Raw genomic sequence first — 18,663 nt, 5'->3', positions numbered from 1 at the left:
TAGTTATGGATCATGCGTCAAATTGTGCCTGATAGAGTGCGGCATAACGCCCCTCTCTGGCTACTAACTCTTCGTGGGTCCCTTGCTCTACGATATTGCCCTGTTCCACCACGAGGATCGTGTCGGCATGTCTAATCGTGGACAAGCGATGGGCGATCACAAAGGATGTTTTGCCTTTCATCAATTTGGTCATCGCTGCTTGGATCAGCAGCTCCGTTTGCGTGTCGACATTCGATGTGGCTTCATCAAGAATCAGCAGATCGGCATCTAACAGCATTGCTCGCGCAATCGTCAATAGTTGTTTTTGCCCTTGTGAAATACCGGTTCCGTCTTCAGAAATCAAAGTATCATAGCCTTTTGGCAGGCTCATAATAAAGTCATGGATATGGGCGGCTTGTGCAGCAGCTTGAACTTCTGCCAACGTCGCATTCGCCTTGCCGTAGGCCAAATTGTCGAAAACCGTTCCCGTGAACAGCCACGTGTCTTGCAGCACCATTGCATAGCTTTGCCGTAAGCTGCGGCGTGTCGTTTGGCGGATATTTTTTCCATCTAAACGAATCGCTCCTTGGTCAGGGTCATAAAACCGCATCAAGAGGTTCACAATGGTGGTTTTCCCGGCTCCGGTCGGTCCGACGATCGCGACCAAGCTGCCAGCTGGTACTTGCAGCGAAAGGTCTTTGATGATGGGCTGCTGTGCTTGGTAGCCGAAGGTCACATGGTCAAAGGCGACCTCACCAGACACCTCGTGGTATTCGTAGGCTCCAGGAACATCAGAAACTTCCGGTTCTTCATCCAGCAAACGGAAGATCCGTTCTGCCGCCGCCAATGCCGATTGCAAATCGCTGAAGATGTTGGCTAACTCATTGATTGGTCCTGAGAATTTTCTGGAGTAAAGAACAAAGGAAGAAACATTTCCGAGTGTCAGATGACCGAACAAAAACAGCAAGGCGCCAAACATACTGATCAAGGATAACGACAGATTGTTGATAAAGTTGATGGAAGGACCGGTCATACTGCCGTAGTATTCGGCATTGTAATAGGCATCCACCGCTTCTTGGTTTTTTTCATCAAAACGGCTGATGATCGCTTCTTCTTGGTTGTAAAGCTTAATCGTTTGCTGACCAGAAATAATCTCTTCCACAAAGCCGTTCAGCTCGCCTAATTTGCGGGACCGATGGCGAAACAATGGTTGAAATTTGCTCATCAAAAAGCGAGTCAAAAAGATCGAAGCAGGGACCGTTACGACAAAAATCAGCACTAGCAATGGCGAAATCAAAACCATCATTACAAACGAACCAATGATCGTCACAAGACTGCTGAGAACTTGAATGGCATCGCTGGCCAATGACGTATTGATGGTATCGACGTCATAACTGATGCGGCTGATGATATCCCCAGTGGCGACCCGGTCAAAATACCCCACCGGCAGTTCGGTGATTTTATCAAAAATCGCCTTGCGCATCGCTGCCACCACCCGCTGACTCAAGCGGATCATCATCAGAGAAATCAGATAACTAAGAAGGGAAGAAGCAAGATAAAACAGGAGCATCAGCCCGCAATAAAAGAAGACCCGCTCAAAAATGACCTTGCCGGGACCCGGTTGAATGGCATCAATGGCGTACCCGGAAAGCAACGGTCCCACCAAGGCGAAGATGTTGCTGACCATCATTAAAATAGCGGCTGCCAACAGGAGTCCTTTGTACTCGTAGAGATAGCCCCACAAACGGCGGAGTGTTTTCTTGCTATCCTTTGGTTTTTCCGTTTTTTTCTTCGGCATCTTCGGCATCATCGGCACCTCCTGTCTGCCCTTGATAAATGGCTTGGTAGATCACATTATCTGCTAGTAATTCTTGGTGACTGCCAAAACCGTTCATTTGACCATTTTCCAGTACCAAAATTTTGTCGGCATGCTGGATCGAACTGATCCGCTGCGCGATCAAGATCGTCGTCGTCTGTTGAAACTGCTGTTTCAGGACCTTGCGCAACTGAGCGTCGGTCCGATAATCTAGCGCACTGGCGGAGTCATCCAAAATCAAAATTTCCGGATCCCCCGCCAATGCCCGCGATAACAAGACCCGCTGCTTTTGACCGCCGCTTAAATTGCTGCCTTTGGCATGCAGTGGATGAGCTAAGCGCTTGGGTAGTTGATTGATAAACTCCTTGGCTTGGGCGCGAGCCGCCGCTTCTTCGATCTGCTCTTTGGAAAACCGCCGGCCAAAGGCGATATTTTCTTCAATCGTTTCCGCAAAAAGCACGTCTTTTTGTAAGACGACACCGAATAACTGATGCAACTCCGTCGGATCGATGGAGCGAATGTCGCGACCAGCGATGCGGATCATACCCTTCGTTGGGTCATAGAGCCGCAGCAGTAATTTGACGATCGTTGATTTTCCGCTACCAGTCGCACCGATGATCCCTAAGGTTTCTCCCGGCTGCAAGGAGAAATCGATGTCTTTCAGCACCCGGGTACCGTTAGGATAAGTGAAGGAAACTTTTTCAAAAACGATATGCGCCGACTCTTCTTTGACAGGTGCCTCAATGACTTGCATATTTTGCGGGAGGCGCAAGACGGATTGGATCCGATCGGCAGAAGCGAGCCCCTTCGACACGATTACAAAGATGCGAGTGATACTGAGCATGGCATTCAAAATGATCGTAAAATAGGTCAAAAAGGCAATGATGACCCCTGGTTGGGTCAACCCTTGATTGACGCGAAAGGCACTGACGACGATCACCAATGTCAACCCGATATTCAAAAAGAGGTCCATCAGAGGTGGTGTCGCAGCCATGGTTCGATTAGCAGTGGTTTCCGCAGCTACTACGTCTTGATTGACGTGATCAAAGCGCTTTTTCTCGTAATCTGCTTTAGACAAGGCCTTGATCACCCGAGCCCCAGTTACATTTTCTCGGACAGTCCGCACCAACACATCCACTTGCTTTTGCAATGAGGCAAACAAGGGGATCCCCCGTTTTGAGATCGTGACTGCCGCCACTAAAGTGAAGGGCAAGACGCCTACTAAAACCAGTGTCAAAACGGGATCTAATGTAGCAGTGATCATGATTCCCCCTAATAACAGAATCGGGGCACGAATCCCCATCCGCTGGATCATCCCTACCGTTTGATGGATGTTGTAAGTGTCTGTCGTCAAGCGAGACACCAAGGAAGGAATCCCGACTTCTTCGACTTGCGGAATCGACAGATAGGAAACTTTTTCAAATAAATCATGGCGAATACTACCGGTGGTATCGCGAGCAACACTAGAGGCCATCCGATTGGCGATGATATTGGTGACAACTGCGATGATGGAGCAGACCACCATCGCCCCGCCCCAAGCAAAAATCGCTGATACTTGCTTCGTGGGAATCACAGAATCGATGATATACGCCAAAATCCAAGGCAATAGCAAGTCCATCAATGACCCGAAGAATTTGATGCTGACGCCAAGGGAAATGCGGCCGATATAGGGTTTTAAATATTGAGTCAAAAGATTCATTCCATCGCCTCAACTTTCGCTAAAAGCCGTTGGGAATTTTCTTTGACGATTTCCAGATCAGCGATCAACTGCTGCTGTTGGGCAGCAGAAAAACCTGCTACGACTTGTTCATTCCAGCTTTGAAGCAGCTGTTGGATCTTTGGTTGGACAACAAGTGCTTTTTCGGTTGGATAAACCAGTAATTGTCGTTTGTCGGTGGGACTGCTGGTTCTAGTGACAAATCCTCGTTCTTCTAAGATCGCTAGTTGACGGGCAACATTGCTTTTATTAACAAAAATCTTCTTGGCTAAGGCTTCTTGACTGATCCCCGGTTGACGGCAAATGTTTAAGATATAGGTATGATGCATCCCACCTAAACCAAATTTTTTCAGTTCTTTTTCCCGATAAAGGGTGGCGAGACGGGCAATATGATTGATTGAGCGGATAATGGCTTCCATGAGCACTCCTGCCTTTCTTGGTTCTTCAAAGTGTCTTATCTATTATAAGGAATAATCGTTGCGCACGCAACGATTATTGTTTCTCTCGGAAAAAAATAGGTACACTGTTGCTGATCAACAAAAAAAGAACTTCAGCCCTCTCGCTGAAGTTCTTTTCTGATTCATTTTATTCAGATTCTTTCAATAAAGCTTGTACGACCTTACGACGACGATACAGCTGTCTTGTTTTCCAGCTGATAAAGCCGATGAGTAAAGCGATCCAAGAAATGATCGTCAGCCATAAAGCTCCGTCGAAAAACCAAGGTGCGTCATAGTCAACGACTAAGACATTCTCCCCTGCTTGCTGTTGGACAGAAACGGCACCAATGGCACTCAAAGAGACATCTTTCTCAGTTAGTGGCTGCTGATTGAGGGTCAATTCAGTATAGCGGTAATTGATGATCGGTAACGCCTTCCACGCCTCTTGATCACCTTGCCAACGTAAAGTAAGTTTCCCGTTTTCTACGGTTTTTGCCACGGTATCATTTTTTTCAATGATTTCTTCCCCGTACAAATTGTACTTGTTCTTCTTGGTCTCTTGATAGAGGGGCAGATAATCTGGGGTAGAACGTTGATACAGCGCTAATGCTAAGGACTTGTCTTTACTAAAATAGGCTTCCTTCAATTGCGCTTCAGATTCCGCCGAGAGATAGGTGTGGTTTCGCAGTGAAACTGCCGCTTCATCGGAGTGCCAGTCCTGCATTTTGACCGTGTTTTGGATCAGGATTTGACCAACACTCAAAACTAAAACGAGGACGAACCAACGCGGATTTGCCAATGGCTTGCCCCGATAATAAGGAACCAGCAGGCACAAACCGACTAAGATCAAAATCGTGGCAGGAACAAAGAACCGAAAAGGGAATTGTAGTAAATTGATCACACCATTGTCCAGACTGCCTAGCCATTGCCAAGGAATAGCGTTCGATGATAAAACGAAAAAGACCGCTGCAGCTGCTGTCATTAATTTGAAGCCGCCGGATAGACGAGGCCATACACGAATCGCACCGCAAAAGAACAAGGCACATAAGATTGGCAGCAGGTACGGAGTCGTCCACCAATAGCTGCTGGTTCCAGTAATGGTATTGTTCTGCATGTTGCGATTCACAAAAGGCGCGATCAACGTGTTACTCGTATAGAGATCCAACATCCCTAACCAAATATTGGCGGTCAGCAGCAAGAAAATCCCGATCGCTCCTGCTAAGCGCAGCACCAATTGTCGTTTTTCTTCGCCGGAAGTTCCAACAAAAAAGGCGCGTAAGAAAAAGGGCACATATAAGAGCACTAACAAGATGCTTGAAAACACATGGATTTGAAATAAGACCGCCACGGAAACCCCTACCGCAAAAGGCCGCAACCGTTTATGTTCCCCTAGTGCGATCAGTGGAATCAGACACAGCGGTAACACGGCTGCTCCCCAAGCAGAAAAGCCCTGCCGCTCAATCCAATACTGGACAGAATAGGTCGCCATAAACAGGATGCTCATCCCCACTGACAGCCAGCCATTGACTCGTAGTTTCTTTAATAAGCCAAACATCGAAAACCCTGCTAGCAGATAGAGCAGCCCATTGGCGAGCAGTTGGTAGGAAAACCACGAAGGACTCAGCAAGACCAGCAGACCTTGGAAATAGGCAAAAAAGGGACCGTATAATGCATTGACGATACGAGCAGATTGCTGAAACCCGTAGATAGAAAGAAAATATTGAAAATTGCCCTCTTTGATCTGCTGGCTGGTCTCATAAAAACGATTGAAGTGAAAGACCACATCAGAGCCCAAAATCATGCCTTGGCCTAAGATCTGCGGTAATAAAAAAACACCACTCATTGCAATCAGAATCACCACTTGCCAGAAAAGCGGCTTTTGTACTATTTTTTGTTTCAAAAAAAAACCTCCTTGCACCTTTTCGGTACGCTCATAAAAAGAGTACCAGATAGGGACGAGGAGGGGAAAAAGAAAGCTTAGTGAAAAGGGATACATGGTAAAAATTTAACCAATTACTAAACTTTTCTAGGTTTTAGGTGGTCGTTTCTTTGCTTTTTCTCAAATTTATTGGGTGATCGTTTGCCAGCTTTCCAGTAGTTCGCTTAAAAGCGGGACGACCGTTTCTGCAGGGGCTGCCTCTTTTTGGACATTGGCACTGACTAGCTGATCGTACATATAGCCATACAGCTGATCGAGATCTTCAGCAATAGCGCCGCCTTGCTCACGGTCTAAAGAGACCCGTAATTCCAATAAAATATTCTGCGCCTTGACAAATTGCTGATGGGCTTGGCTCAACTCTTCTTTTTCCAATGCGATCACTGCTAATTTGATGTTTTTGATGGCTGCTTGCAACAGCATTTCAATCAGTTTGTTGGGGGAGGCACTCATTACTTGGTTCTGCAGATAGTTGTTTTGCATTTTTTGATAATTCATCTTTTTTTCCTCACTATAAATCAAATTCGACGAAGGCGGCACTGTCTTCTTGCTGCAAATACGTTTTGACAAGATTGTTTTTGCGGTTCAAACGCCCCAATTCTTGTTTGATCTCTTGCTGCTGGGCTTTGACCTGGTCTAGGAACGCTTGATACGCTTGGATCACTTGTTGCGCCAATGCACTGGTTTGTGGACTATGGCTCTGTTCTTCTGCTTGCATGGCTGCTATGACCGCTGCATTGGCTGCCATCAAACGACTGGCTTCTTCGCTGTCGCCGCGCCATTGGGCAAAACCAGTTAAAATCTGATTCAAACGTTCATCTAATGATACGTGTGGCTCCATAGGTTGTTTCCTTTCTTGTTGACGAGGGTTTCTTATGCGAATGAAAAAGTGACTGCTTTAATCGGCTATCCTGCCTAGTTTGACGTATTGGCAAACTGATTGCTTAGGTAACTCAGCTGATTTTCAGCCTCCATCATCACGGAGTCTAATTTGGTAAACATTGTGATGTAACGCTCTTTTTTCATTGCTAAAATAGCATCAAACCGTGTAATCTGTTTGTTCAAATCCTTGATGGTACTGTCATAGGTCGCAGATTTGGTGGCAATGATCCCTTTATTGGCTGAAGTATTGACAACATAGCTGTTGGCTAATTCTTTTAGCGCTAATGTATAGCCGGTCTCTTTCGTACTCGCAGTGCCATCGGCTTCTTTGGTTTTCGTACTTGCATAAAAGAAGGACTTCACAGCAGCGGGATCTTCCGCTAGGGCTTCTTTTAACTTGGTCGTATCCAGTCCCAATGTACCATCATTATCGACGGTGGAGATGCCTAGCTTATTAGCAGTCAGCTTTGATCCGCTGACGGCTGGAATGGTGATCAAATTTCGCAATTGAGTCTGTAGACGGGTCAACGCACTGTCTCCCACCAAGGTCCCCGTCTTGTTGTTTTCACTACTAGGATCTCCCACGGTCAAATTATCGCCGATAAAACTCATCAAGCTATTGTATTGATCCACTAATCCTTGTACTGCATCAACGACTTTCGAAGTATCATTGGCTAAAGAAAGCGTCACATGCTCCTCGCTTTTTTTCGCTAACGTCAGAGTGACACCATCGATAACATCCGTCACACTATTGCTGTCGCGGGTGATCTCCATGCCGTCTAGTTCAAAAATAGCCGGTTGGCCTTGCGTCGTAGCCGCAGTTGAACCGATCCCTAATCCTTCGGCGGCATTGCCGTCGATCAAGAAGTTTTTGTCGCCCATTTTCGTATTCGTTAAAATCAAACGGTTATCCACGATGCTCGCTGCAACGAAGGTCGTCTTGCTTTGGCCATTGATCTTAGCTGCCACATCTTTTAAGCTGTCTTCGGCAGTGATCTCGATCGAAGCGGTGATCGGTTTGCCATCTTCATCGACTTCCGAACTGGTCAATGACAGCTGACCACTGACATTTAGGGCCGTTTTGCTGCTTTGAGCTACTTGACTCCCCGTCACCTTCGTGGCTGTTGCTAGTTGGTTGACTTTTAGATCATAGGTGCCTTCTGGGGCTTCCGTTGTTCCTGCAATTGAAGCGATACTACTATTGGTGGTCGTCGCTTTTTTTGTTTGATAAGCATCATCTTTTTGTAACGCATCGACTTTTGACAAAAAGTTAGTCAAGCGAGTGCTGATATCACTCCATGCCGTTTTTTGTGCTTTAAGCGACGTGATTTTATTCTCAGCACGGGTCTTATTGATCGCATCTGCCGCCAATAATTTTTCAATATCTTCTGAAGTCACGCCAGAATAACTCCCTAGCGTTGTACTGATTCCTGAACTGCTGGTTACACTTGCCATAGTTTCATCCCTTTCGATCGACCGCAATGCCCATGTCATCCCATATTTTTCCAATCACATCTAGCATGTTGGCTGGTGGGATCTCTTTGATCACTTCGTTGGTCTGCATATCCACTAAACGCACCATCGTACGCCCTGTGCGCTCATGTACTTCATAAGCCAATTTCATATCTTTGCCAAGTAGTCGCTGATTCACTTCCTCCACGGAGGCTGCGATCTTGTGCTGATCGGCTACTGAAAAATAGTGGATCGGCGGTTCAGTGACCACTGTCCGTTCCTTTTTCTCCGCCATTTTCCCCTCTTGGTGTTGCGGCTGAAGGTTGGCGGTCTCTGGATCTAGGGATTCGATCGGACGTGCTTTAGCGACCGACGCAACGGCTTCGATCGGGTGTATTCCTGACATTGGCTGAATATCCATCAGAGCTTCCTCATTTCTAAGCGTTTTTGTGCTGCTATGTAAAACACAAGAACTGCGCTTCCCCTAGGCAGTCCTTGTGTCAGTGGTTCACTTGATCAAAAATTATCCTTGTAACAAGCTCAATACGCTGTTAGGCATTGAGTTTGCTTGTGCCAACATTGAAGTTGCTGCTTGAGAAAGGATGTTGCTCTTCGTAAAGCTCATCATTTCTTGGGCCATATCAACGTCACGGATACGTGAGTTTGCTTCAGATAGGTTTTCTTGTGTTGTACCTAAGTTGTTGATTGTGTGTTCTAGACGGTTTTGCGCCGCACCAAGATCCGCACGTTGTGCAGAAACTGCTTTGATCGCTTCATCGATTTTCGTGATTGGGTTGTTTTCAACGCTGACAGTTGCCGCTGCTGCTTTGCCTTCATCAGAAGCGGTAAATGTTGCTAAAGCATCATCGTATGTTTTTTGAGCTGTTGCTTTTGCTGTATCATCCGCAGCTGTATCGATGGCTGTTTGTAATTCAGCAACTGTTTTACCAGCTGCCGCATCAACTGTGCCGTCCGCTGCATATTTTGTTGTAGCATCTGCTTTGAAGGCAGTCGCTACTGCTTTATCTTTTGCTGCAGCAACAGCTTTGGCATCGCTTGTGTCAATGGCTTGTGTTAAATCTAAGCCTTTTACTTTCAATGCAGATGAGCTCATGTTGTTGATTGAAACGCCCATTGTTTGGTTTGCGTTGGCACCGATTTGGAAAGTGAATGATTTCGCATCATCGCCTTCACCAGTTAACAAGCTTTTTGTATTGAATTCAGTGGTATTGCTGATACGATCGATTTCATCAGACAATGCGGTGTATTCTTTGTTGATCGCACTGCGGTCGTCATCACTTAACGTACCGTTTGAACTTTGAACCGCAAGGTCACGCATACGGCCTAAGATGCTGTGGGTTTCATTTAATGCACCTTCTGCTGTTTGGATCAATGAGATACCATCTTGTGCATTGCTTTTTGCTTGTGACAAACCGCCGATTTGGCCTTTCATTTTTTCAGAAATTGCTAAGCCAGCTGCGTCGTCCCCAGCTTTGTTGATGCGTAAGCCTGAAGATAATTTAGACAAAGAATTGCTTTTAGAAGCATTTGCTGCCGTTAGGCGTGAGTAAGTATTCAATGCTGAAACGTTTGTATTGATTCTCATGTGTAGTTCCTCCTAATTTTTATTCGCTAAGGTTTCCCTCTGCTACTATTTATCGGAAGAAACCGTTCAGGGTTAAGCCTTTTTTCTAAAAAAAATAAAAAACTTTTGCTCCCGTCAAAGAACAAAAGTTTTTTGGGTTAATTTAAATAATCTAGAATGGACATCTGCATGATCTTTGTTCCCATTGCTAATGTTGAGCGGTAGGCAGTCATTTGATTTTGATATTCCATATACTTTTCCGCAATATCGACGTCTTGTTTGTTGGACAGTGTTTCGGTCAAGTTCAGCTTTTCCGTCTCATTTCGATCAGCTGCCGCCTCCAAGCGATTGTAGAGGGTGCCGATCTGCGCCCGTACATTCACTACATTGGTGGCATGCTGGTCATGAGCGGTTAAAAGCTCGCCCCCTAAGGCATCTTTATCATCACTGCGCAACGCAGACAATAAATCATTGAAGTAGGTGCTTAAATTTTGGGGATCCGTAGCGGTGCCCGTCTCGTTCATCAGTCGATCACCGCTGGCTAACAGATCCACCGAGACCCCGTTTGCGATTTCTCGGGGCAAGTCTTCACTGGTGCCATTGTATTTGATACCGACGATGGCGTCATTTTCTTTGACGATCTCAAAAGGCGCCGTCGTCGTATTCGTTCCGCTAAATAAATAGCGGCCATCAAAGTTGGTATTTAATGATTCAACGATACCTTCGATCTCTTGCTCGATCTCTGAACGATTTGCGCCTAATTCCTCACTGCCGGCTGTCGCATTGGCAGAAGATTGAACCAATGAGCGAATCCGCAGCATCGAGGTACTGACGCTTTCTAAAGCAGAATCTTGGGCTTTTGTCCAAGAAATACTGTCTTTGATCGTATTATTGTAGGTTTTGTTTTGATTTAACGACACATTGAGATCCATGATTTTTGAAACCAGCAGTGGATTATCCGAGGACTTGCTGACTTCTTTCAAGCTCGATAGCTGATTCAACGTGGATTGGACTTTGGAGGCGTTGGTTCCTAGATTTCGTAAAAAATCATTGTAGGTGATTGAATTGGAAATACGCATGTTCTACACTCCTGTTCGATTGATCAATGTGTCTAACATTTCAGAAACGACCGATAATATGCGGGCATTGGCCTGAAATCCTTGTTGGAAACGAATCACATCTGACATTTCTTCATTTAATGAAACACCGGACACTGATTGATTTTTGTATTCTAGTTGATTCAGCAGCGACAATTGGGCACTGACCGTATTGTCGGCTTGCTGTTTTGAGATCCCGTTTTTGGTGACGATGCTGTTAAAATAACTGCTGACACTCATGCCGGATGCTGCATTAGCAAACGTCAATGTCTCAGAATCAAAAGAAGCGATCGTCTTTTCTGACAACGGGAAATCCAATTTGGCACTGCTGAGTTTCGCCATTGCAGCAGCTCTTGAACCATCTCCTGCTGCATTGCTCGTTCCGCCGGTCACCAGACTTGGGTTATCTAACAGTGCTTGGCTGACCCGAATCGTCGTCGCTGTGCCGGTATCATCTTGGCCGATCTCAAATAGTCCGCTTGTACGAGAAGCGCCGCCGGTAAAGACCATGTTCATGGCTTGCGCGATCGTCGTCGTAAAGTTGTTCAATTCCGTCAAGCGGCTGCCGATTTCACTAGATGATGCTTGCAGGCCACCGATCGCCCCTTCTTTGATCGGCAATTCTGTATAGGCGGTATCGCCATTGTCGGTGGTTTTCGTCAACAAGACGGTTCCAGCTGGATAAGACCCTGTGATGGTTTCGGCAGGATTCAAGGCGTTGCCGTCTTTGGAAACCAAGGCGCCTGTCTCGCTTTGTCCCACCACCACACTAAGGGTATTGCGTTCCTCCGCACTTAAGATCGTCTGTCCGCTCATGGATACAAACCCACGGCCATACTGATCGGTCTTGGTTTCGATCCCTGCTAGACCCGAGAGATCTTTCAACAGACTGTCTCGACGATCTAAAAGATCATTGGGTGTCTCACCACTCGTCGTCAACCCATAGATCTGTTCATTCAAGGATTGCAGCTGCTTGACCTTCTCATTGAAGTCCAGCGCGGATTTTTCGATGGTATCCAGCGTGTCGCTTTGCAGCTGCGTCATTTGTTTGCCCATTTGGTTGATGGTATCGGCAAATGTACTGCTGTTTTCCAGCACAAGGGTCTTAGACGTATCCAGTTCAGGATTGTTGGCTAATGCGGTCCAAGAATCAAACATCGTTGCCAGCTGTTTGGACAGTCCGTTGTCAGAAGGCTCATTCATTAAACTTTCCAGCTGTCCTAATATGTCTGCTTTTTGTTCATAATATGTATAGGTAGAATTGGCATTGCGTACTTGTCCAATGACAAAATCATCGACGATCCGTTCGACACTGCCGACTTTCACACCCATACCGATGCTGCCGACACCCGCTAGATGGTAAGACGCTTCGGCTTGCAAGTTGACTCGTTGTCTTGAGTAGCCGTCTGTATTGGTATTTGCAATGTTATGGCTGCTGGTTTGCAACGCTGCTTGATTGGCGGTCATGCCCCGGGTTGCGGTGCCTAATGAACCAAATAGTCCTGTCATAGAAGTACTCCTTACATTTTTTGATCGATGATCGCTGTTGAGACAGCTTGTTTTTTTTGGTATTTCGAATACGTATTTGCCGGTGTCTTGATATTTTCTTTGACTGCATCCATCAAAACGGTTTGGAAACTAATGGCTTGTTCCGTCAGCAGGAGATTCTCGGCTTGCTGCACTTGGATCTGGCGGATGAGTTCTTTGATCGCCCCTGAAAGAGTTCCTTCATACGTGGAAAAAACGGGTACGAAGGCGGTTTTTTTCTCGACGAGTTCTGGTAATTTTTCTGCTTGATTTTTGATCAAGCAGGTCTTTTCTTTTTGCAGCAACCGCAAGAACTGCTGTAGCTGACGCTCAAATTCCCGTTCTGTCATCTAGTCGACCTGCTTTTCATCTTGTTGCAGCATTTTATCGGCGATCGTTTCGGCAGATACTTGGTAGGTGCCTTCTTTGATCGCTCGTTTCAATTCTGCCACTCGTTCACTGCGACTGGCTGTTTGATTGGCACTCTTTTGAATGGCTTGAGCTGTTTCGGACAATTGAACATCGACGGTTTTTTCTGTCTGAGCAGCAGTTGGCTTTTCTTGTTTGACCGCTTCACGTTTGATGGCCTTGTCGCTGTATTCTGCGTAACCTCTTTCGATTTTCATAGGTTCTCCTCCGTTCTCATTCTTCTACCCTCTACTATCGGTCAAATCACAAAAAAGTTAAACCCATATGTTTAACTTTTTGCGATTTCTTCAAATTAATGCAAATTGTGGATGCGTTGTTTTTGCGAAAGAATGTTGGTGATCCGTACGCCGAAGTTTTCATTGATGACCACGACTTCCCCAGTAGCGATCAGTTTGCCGTTCAACAAAATCTCTAGCGGTTCATCCGTCAGTTTTTCCAGCTCGATGACGGACCCCGTATTGAAAGATAAAATGTCCTTAATGGTTTTTTTGCTGCGGCCTAACACGACACTTAGATCCAGTGGCACATCAAGAATCAAGTCCAAATTATCCCCATCGCTCACCCCGCTAGAGGCCAATGTTTGAAACGCCGGTTTGCTGACTTCAACGGGCTTTGATGCAGCCGCTGGTTCTGGCGTAGGTGCAGCAACAGGTGCCGTTGGCTGCGGTGTTGGTGTTTCCCGAGTAACGACAGTCGCTTCATCGGACAGCATCGCACTGGCGATATCGTTGACCACCGGATCCGTAAAGATCTGCATGATTTTGCTTTCGATCAAACCTTCGACGCGCAAAGAAAATGAGATACAGTAAATCTCTTCCTCTGCCTCGATCCCGCTATACTCAATGTTTTCTGGTGTCTCCCATAGTTTGACGATCGGCGGCAAGATATCCACTTTGCGGCTGATCATCGTTGCCATCGAAGTCGAGGCAGTCCCAATCATTTGGTTCATGGCTTCTGCCACAGCACTTAGCTCTAATTCCGTAAATTGAGTGTTGCTGGTTTCACCAGTTCCACCCATCATCAAATCAGCGATCACGATGGCATCTTTGACTTCTAACAGCATCAAATTACTGCCTAAAAGGCCTTCTTTAAATTCAACTGTCGTTGCTACTTTTGGTGCAACGAGGTCGTTTAAGATCTCACCAAATTTGATTTTAGACACCCGGGGAGTCGTGATGCTGACCCGACGATCAAGAATGGAAGACAACGTCGTCGCCGCTTGCGACATGGAGATATTGCCAACTTCGCCGATAATGTCGACTTTGACTTGCTCTTCTAATCCTTGCGGCTGGGTTGGGGCACTTTGATTCAACAATGCATCGATTTCTGCTTGGGATAAACGTTCACTCATAGTTCTTGCTCCTCTTCTAACTTGTCTAATAATTCAATGGCTAAATGGTCCTCTTGCTTCCCAGGTTTTGCTCGGAAGTAAGGTTTTCCATCGATGAAGGTCTCTAATGGTTCAGTAATTTTTTTGTCTAGTTTGATGACATCGCCTTCTTCTAAGTGGAGAAACTCAGAAAGACTCATTTGAGCATGGCCCAACAGAACTTCTAGATTCAATCCGACCCCATTCAAACTTTTTTGCAACTCGCGGCTATCGTCTTGGTTGACTGGCTGATTGCTATCAAACCAATTGCGGAAACTTAATTTATCAATGATCCCTTCAAAGAAGACATAGGGGATACATAGATTGATAAAATGTTTCACTTCAAAAATTTTGATAGTAAAGGTCACTAACACGACGGGTTCGTTGGGCGACATGTTTTGCATCAATTGCGGATTCGTATCGATTCCATCCAAAACCGAATCCAAGGCAACGATGTCCTTCCAAACATTTTGGTAGACCCGTACAAATTGTGCTACTACTTCTTCCAAGATCGCTGTTTCAATATCAGTAAAACTTTTTTTCTCGCTAAAATCCATTTCGATCGGCTTGTTTTGATAAACATCCAAGCCGCCGCACAACAACTCCACTAACATCATACACAGTTGTGGATTCATCTCGATCATCTGGATCCCGCTCAAAGGCTGAGAATGAAAGAGCCCCAACAAAGTAAATTTTGGTATCGAATGGATAAATTCGTCATAACTGACTTGTTCGATAGCTGCCAACTGCAAAGAAACATTGGTCCGCAGTTGGGTAGAAAGCATGCTGCTGCTCATCTTCGAGAAATCCTCGAAGATCATGTGCAGGGTATTGACGTATTCTTTCGACAGCTTTGTTGGTCGGCGAAAATCGTAGGCTTTCACTTTGGCTTGTTTGTCTTCTATCTCAATAATTTCTTGATCGATCTCTCCGCTGCTCATCGCATTCAACAATAAATCAATCTCTTGCTGCGTCAATACCTGATCCACACTAATCCCCCATTTTTTTAAAAAATCATGTGATCGATTTGAATCACACTGGCTACTTTTTCACCGATCGTCACGACCCCAACGGCATGTTCTGTCTCTTGATTGCTTAGTTGGATATCGTCTTCGGTGATATCAAGAACTTCAATTACTTCTTCTACGAGGACCCCTTTGGTCTCCTCTTGCTTCTTCATGATCAATATGTTTTTTTCGTAGGCTGGTTCCATGATGGGAATCAATTTTGCCAAACGAATCACCGTTACGACAGACCCCCGCAGATTGATCAACCCTTCCACCCACTCTGGTGCTAAGGGCACCTTCGTAAAAGAAGGGGCATCAATGACCTCGTCCACCGAGTCCGCCGAGATCAAATAGTACTGCTGAGCCATTTTGAAAAGAATCATCTGCATGTCGCTATCCTCCTAGGCATTAGGCAAAGGCTTTGTCGATGGCAGTGATTACGCGGTCCGTGTCAAAGGGCTTCACGATAAAGTCCACCGCACCGGCGCGAATCGCATCCATCACCATTCCTTGTTGTCCCATGGCACTGCACATTACGACTTTGGCCTGCGCATCAAACGTGCGGATCATTTTTAATGCCTCTAAGCCATCCACTTCTGGCATCGTGATATCCATAGTCACTAAGTCTGGTGTCGTTGCTTGGTATTTTTCAAAAGCCTCTTGGCCATTTTGGGCTTCCCCCACGACTTCATAGCCGTTTTTTTCTAAAATATCCTTTAATTTCATGCGCATAAATACCGCATCATCCACGATCAATACTTTTTTTGACATTGTATTTGCCCCTTTCAAATTCCTAATGAATCAAATATGTTTTCTAGTACACCGATTTCTGGAATCAAAAATAACGATGCCTCTAATGTTTCTTTGGCGTAGACGAACTCATTACGAATCACCATCACCTGCTCATCATACTGGGCCATCGCCAGATAGATGGAGCTGATCGCTGCGCCAAAGAAATCATAGCTGGCGCTTGGTAAAGACGCACTCAGCTGAGTTTCCAATAGTTGGCCGATCGCGATCAAAAAAGAATTGGTAAGAATGTTAGTCAACTCGTTGATGACCGATTGCTTCAATTCTTCAGACGGATCGCTTTCTTGGATCATCAACTGACGCAATTTTGCGGCGGATTCATCCGTTAAGACAAACAAGAAGATCCCTCGAAACGCCCCTTCGATCTGGCTCATCACCACATGAACTTCTTTGTCTTCCGCCATGATCTGCTGATACAGGTCCTCATACGCTAGAATCTCGACTTCCGGTACCCGCATATCGATCGGTTGTTGGACGAGCTTTGATAAACTAGTCGCAGCGTGACCACCGCCGATATTGATCAGTTCTTTTAGGCCATCGATTTGCAGCGCTGTATAACTCATAGGCGGTCATCCTTTTTTTCCTGACAGATGGCATGAATGTCTAGGATCAATGCGATCGAGCCGTTGCCCATAATCGTTGCCCCTTGATAGCGATTCAGCTTTTGCAGCAATGGATCGATTTTCTTGATGACGATTTCTTGCTGGCCGATCAGCTCATCTGCCAAAATGCCGTGAAATTGCTGGTCATTGTTGACGATGATGGCGAATTTTTTCTCAGATGGATCGCCTTCGATCGCTAAGAGTTGATCGGTCCGAACCAAGGGAATCAACTCCTCTTGAAAACGATAGACCTCATCCGAGACCGTCTGGATGATCTCTTCTTCTTTGACCATCACCACGCGTTCGACGAGATTTAGTGGAATCGCAAAGGTTTCTGCTCCGACGCGAACCATCAACGCTTGAATGATCGACAGAGTCAATGGCAATTTGATCACAAACTGCGTGCCTTTATTTGGCTGGCTCTTCATTTCGATCGTGCCCCCTAGTTGGGTGATCTTCGATTGCACGGCATCCATCCCGACACCGCGCCCAGAAATGTTAGTCACTTCTTGCGCCGTTGAAAAACCAGGATGGAAAATCAGCTGCTGCAACGCTTCATCGGAAAGACCTTCCGTTGCTAAGCCTTTCTTTTCAGCACTTGCTTTGATTACTTGCGGATCAAGGCCTTTGCCATCATCCTCTAAAGTAATGATCACGCGATTGCCTTCTTGGTAGGCCGCCAAGCGAATCGTGCCCTTGCGCGGTTTGCCCAGTTTTTCCCGAACATCGGGTGCTTCGATGCCGTGATCGACAGAATTACGCAATAGATGGACCAGAGGTTCACTCAACTCAGAAACCACTGTTTTATCCAATTCCGTTTCTTCCCCAAAAATGACAAGTTCCATTTCCTTTTGCAGTTCATTGGATAAGTCCCGAACCATTCGCGGAAAGCGACTAAAAACGACATTGACTTGCTGCATGCGGATCCGTAAGACCAAATCTTGCAGCTCAGAGGTCAATCGTGAAACTTGCTCTAAGGGGTCTTTGACTGCTTCGATGTTTTCCCGCTCACTGACATCTTCTAATTGATTGCGATAGACCACCAATTCGGACACGAGATCCAAGAATGAATCTAAGCGATTCAAGTCGACTCGGATCGATTGATTTTGGGCGGACGCATGATGCGCGGGCGCCGGCGATTTTTCTTTCGTTTCTGTTGTCGCTTGCTGAAGAGCAGAAGTCTCTGACTCTGGGGTCGGCACTGGTTGAAGCAGCTCTTCTGCCTCCTCCAACACAGCAGCTGAAGGATCAAACGGTGCCACCACGAAGGCTTCGATCTCACTATTGCTGGCGATGTTTTGCTCGACATCAGCCAGTGTTTGCTGCGTCAAATACAGCAGTGAAAAATCTGATTCAAAGGTGCCTTCTTCGAGTGTTTGGGCATCTGGTTCTGTATAGAGAACATCCCCTGCTTGGCCAAGCTTTTCCATGATCAAGAAGGCACGAGCACCTTTTAACATGGATTGGGCATCTAAGCGAACAGCAATTTGGACCGCTTGATAGCCATCTCCAGCCGCTTGCTCGATCACATACAGATCAGAAGGATCGATCTGTTGAAGCTGTGGGGTTAACGCGCCCACTGCGGTGGGTTTTTGGTTTGCTTCTGTCTCGGTTGATATACCGCCAGAATGTTCCGTTTGGTCAAGTTCGGCCAATAAATCGGCAATTTGAGCTGGCTGCAGGTCGCGTTCTTCCCGCAAGTCCTCCACAAGTTCTGACAGGCGATCCAGACATTTGAAAATCAATGAGATCGATTGCTGGGTCACTTGCAAGGTCCCTGTTTTAAATAACTCAAAAATATTTTCCATTTTATGGGTCAGCTGCGTCATGACGTCATAGCCCATCGTTGCCGCCATCCCTTTAAGGGTATGGGCAGAACGGAAAATATCATTCAGCAAGGCGCTATCTTTTGGATCGTTTTCCAATTGCAAGACATGATCATTCAACTGCGCTAAATGATCGTCTGTTTCTTCAAAGAAAAGGGTACGATAGACACTATTGTCATCCAAATGGGTCCC

19 protein-coding genes are annotated in these 18,663 nt (G+C 46.0%); all 19 read right to left on the bottom strand.

The window, feature by feature from the left end; genetic code table 11:
* Positions 1–10: 10 nt before the first annotated feature.
* The 19 genes from IGJ17_RS00745 to IGJ17_RS00655 all read right to left on the bottom strand — a co-directional run bounded on the left by IGJ17_RS00745 (position 11) and on the right by IGJ17_RS00655 (position 18,654).
* Positions 11–1,777, bottom strand: a complete 1,767-nt coding sequence (locus IGJ17_RS00745) for an ABC transporter ATP-binding protein (protein ID WP_429961622.1) — start codon at positions 1,775–1,777, stop codon at positions 11–13.
* Entirely contained in the window at positions 1,743–3,494 is a 1,752-nt protein-coding gene (locus IGJ17_RS00740) for an ABC transporter ATP-binding protein (protein ID WP_077453096.1), read from the bottom strand. Before IGJ17_RS00740 ends, IGJ17_RS00745 begins: the two co-directional genes overlap by 35 nt.
* Positions 3,491–3,931 carry a MarR family winged helix-turn-helix transcriptional regulator gene (locus tag IGJ17_RS00735; RefSeq protein WP_016611594.1) on the bottom strand — a complete coding sequence of 147 codons (441 nt, stop codon included), beginning with the start codon at positions 3,929–3,931 and terminating at the stop codon, positions 3,491–3,493. The genes IGJ17_RS00740 and IGJ17_RS00735 overlap by 4 nt, the downstream gene beginning before the upstream one ends.
* A gap of 166 nt (positions 3,932–4,097) precedes the next feature.
* Positions 4,098–5,849 carry a hypothetical protein gene (locus IGJ17_RS00730; RefSeq protein WP_008376564.1) on the bottom strand — a complete coding sequence of 584 codons (1,752 nt, stop codon included), beginning with the start codon at positions 5,847–5,849 and terminating at the stop codon, positions 4,098–4,100.
* A gap of 165 nt (positions 5,850–6,014) precedes the next feature.
* Positions 6,015–6,383, bottom strand: a complete 369-nt coding sequence (fliS, locus tag IGJ17_RS00725; RefSeq protein WP_008376567.1) for a flagellar export chaperone FliS — start codon at positions 6,381–6,383, stop codon at positions 6,015–6,017.
* A 13-nt stretch (positions 6,384–6,396) separates the two neighbouring features.
* Entirely contained in the window at positions 6,397–6,726 is a 330-nt protein-coding gene (locus tag IGJ17_RS00720; RefSeq protein WP_081117664.1) for a hypothetical protein, read from the bottom strand.
* A gap of 74 nt (positions 6,727–6,800) precedes the next feature.
* Positions 6,801–8,222: a flagellar filament capping protein FliD gene (gene fliD, locus IGJ17_RS00715; RefSeq protein ID WP_061053564.1), complete on the bottom strand. Its 1,422-nt coding sequence runs from the start codon at positions 8,220–8,222 to the stop codon at positions 6,801–6,803.
* Between the two features lie 4 nt (positions 8,223–8,226).
* A complete protein-coding gene (locus tag IGJ17_RS00710) occupies positions 8,227–8,640 on the bottom strand; it encodes a flagellar protein FlaG (protein WP_016611599.1) in 414 nt (137 codons plus the stop codon).
* Positions 8,641–8,742: 102 nt separating this feature from the next.
* Positions 8,743–9,825: a flagellin gene (locus tag IGJ17_RS00705; protein ID WP_008376575.1), complete on the bottom strand. Its 1,083-nt coding sequence runs from the start codon at positions 9,823–9,825 to the stop codon at positions 8,743–8,745.
* Positions 9,826–9,962: 137 nt separating this feature from the next.
* A complete protein-coding gene (gene flgL, locus IGJ17_RS00700; protein WP_016619541.1) occupies positions 9,963–10,883 on the bottom strand; it encodes a flagellar hook-associated protein FlgL in 921 nt (306 codons plus the stop codon).
* Between the two features lie 3 nt (positions 10,884–10,886).
* Positions 10,887–12,410, bottom strand: a complete 1,524-nt coding sequence (flgK, locus tag IGJ17_RS00695) for a flagellar hook-associated protein FlgK (protein WP_008376579.1) — start codon at positions 12,408–12,410, stop codon at positions 10,887–10,889.
* A gap of 11 nt (positions 12,411–12,421) precedes the next feature.
* The gene (locus IGJ17_RS00690; RefSeq protein WP_144330752.1) at positions 12,422–12,778 is read right to left on the bottom strand and encodes a hypothetical protein; all 357 of its coding nucleotides are present in this window, start codon (positions 12,776–12,778) and stop codon (positions 12,422–12,424) included.
* A complete protein-coding gene (gene flgM, locus IGJ17_RS00685; RefSeq protein ID WP_005232754.1) occupies positions 12,779–13,054 on the bottom strand; it encodes a flagellar biosynthesis anti-sigma factor FlgM in 276 nt (91 codons plus the stop codon). It abuts the gene before it with no gap.
* Between the two features lie 95 nt (positions 13,055–13,149).
* Positions 13,150–14,208 carry a flagellar motor switch phosphatase FliY gene (gene fliY / locus IGJ17_RS00680; RefSeq protein WP_081116145.1) on the bottom strand — a complete coding sequence of 353 codons (1,059 nt, stop codon included), beginning with the start codon at positions 14,206–14,208 and terminating at the stop codon, positions 13,150–13,152.
* Positions 14,205–15,215, bottom strand: coding sequence for a flagellar motor switch protein FliM (gene fliM / locus IGJ17_RS00675; RefSeq protein ID WP_008376586.1), 1,011 nt, complete (start codon positions 15,213–15,215; stop codon positions 14,205–14,207). The genes fliY and fliM overlap by 4 nt, the downstream gene beginning before the upstream one ends.
* Positions 15,216–15,232: 17 nt before the next feature.
* Positions 15,233–15,622 (bottom strand): chemotaxis protein CheW, encoded by a 390-nt coding sequence (locus IGJ17_RS00670; RefSeq protein WP_005226635.1) that lies wholly within the window; start codon positions 15,620–15,622, stop codon positions 15,233–15,235.
* Between the two features lie 19 nt (positions 15,623–15,641).
* On the bottom strand, positions 15,642–16,004 hold the full coding sequence (locus IGJ17_RS00665) for a response regulator (protein WP_003129084.1): 363 nt from the start codon (positions 16,002–16,004) through the stop codon (positions 15,642–15,644).
* 14 nt (positions 16,005–16,018) lie between these two features.
* The gene (locus IGJ17_RS00660; protein ID WP_005226634.1) at positions 16,019–16,606 is read right to left on the bottom strand and encodes a chemotaxis protein CheC; all 588 of its coding nucleotides are present in this window, start codon (positions 16,604–16,606) and stop codon (positions 16,019–16,021) included.
* Positions 16,603–18,654: a chemotaxis protein CheA gene (locus IGJ17_RS00655; RefSeq protein WP_086372514.1), complete on the bottom strand. Its 2,052-nt coding sequence runs from the start codon at positions 18,652–18,654 to the stop codon at positions 16,603–16,605. Before IGJ17_RS00655 ends, IGJ17_RS00660 begins: the two co-directional genes overlap by 4 nt.
* Positions 18,655–18,663 lie beyond the last annotated feature (9 nt).

The sequence above is a fragment of the Enterococcus sp. DIV1096b genome (genome assembly GCF_050498765.1).
Classification (GTDB): domain Bacteria; phylum Bacillota; class Bacilli; order Lactobacillales; family Enterococcaceae; genus Enterococcus_D; species Enterococcus_D entomosocium.
This window is presented reverse-complemented; position numbering and strand designations above follow the sequence as displayed.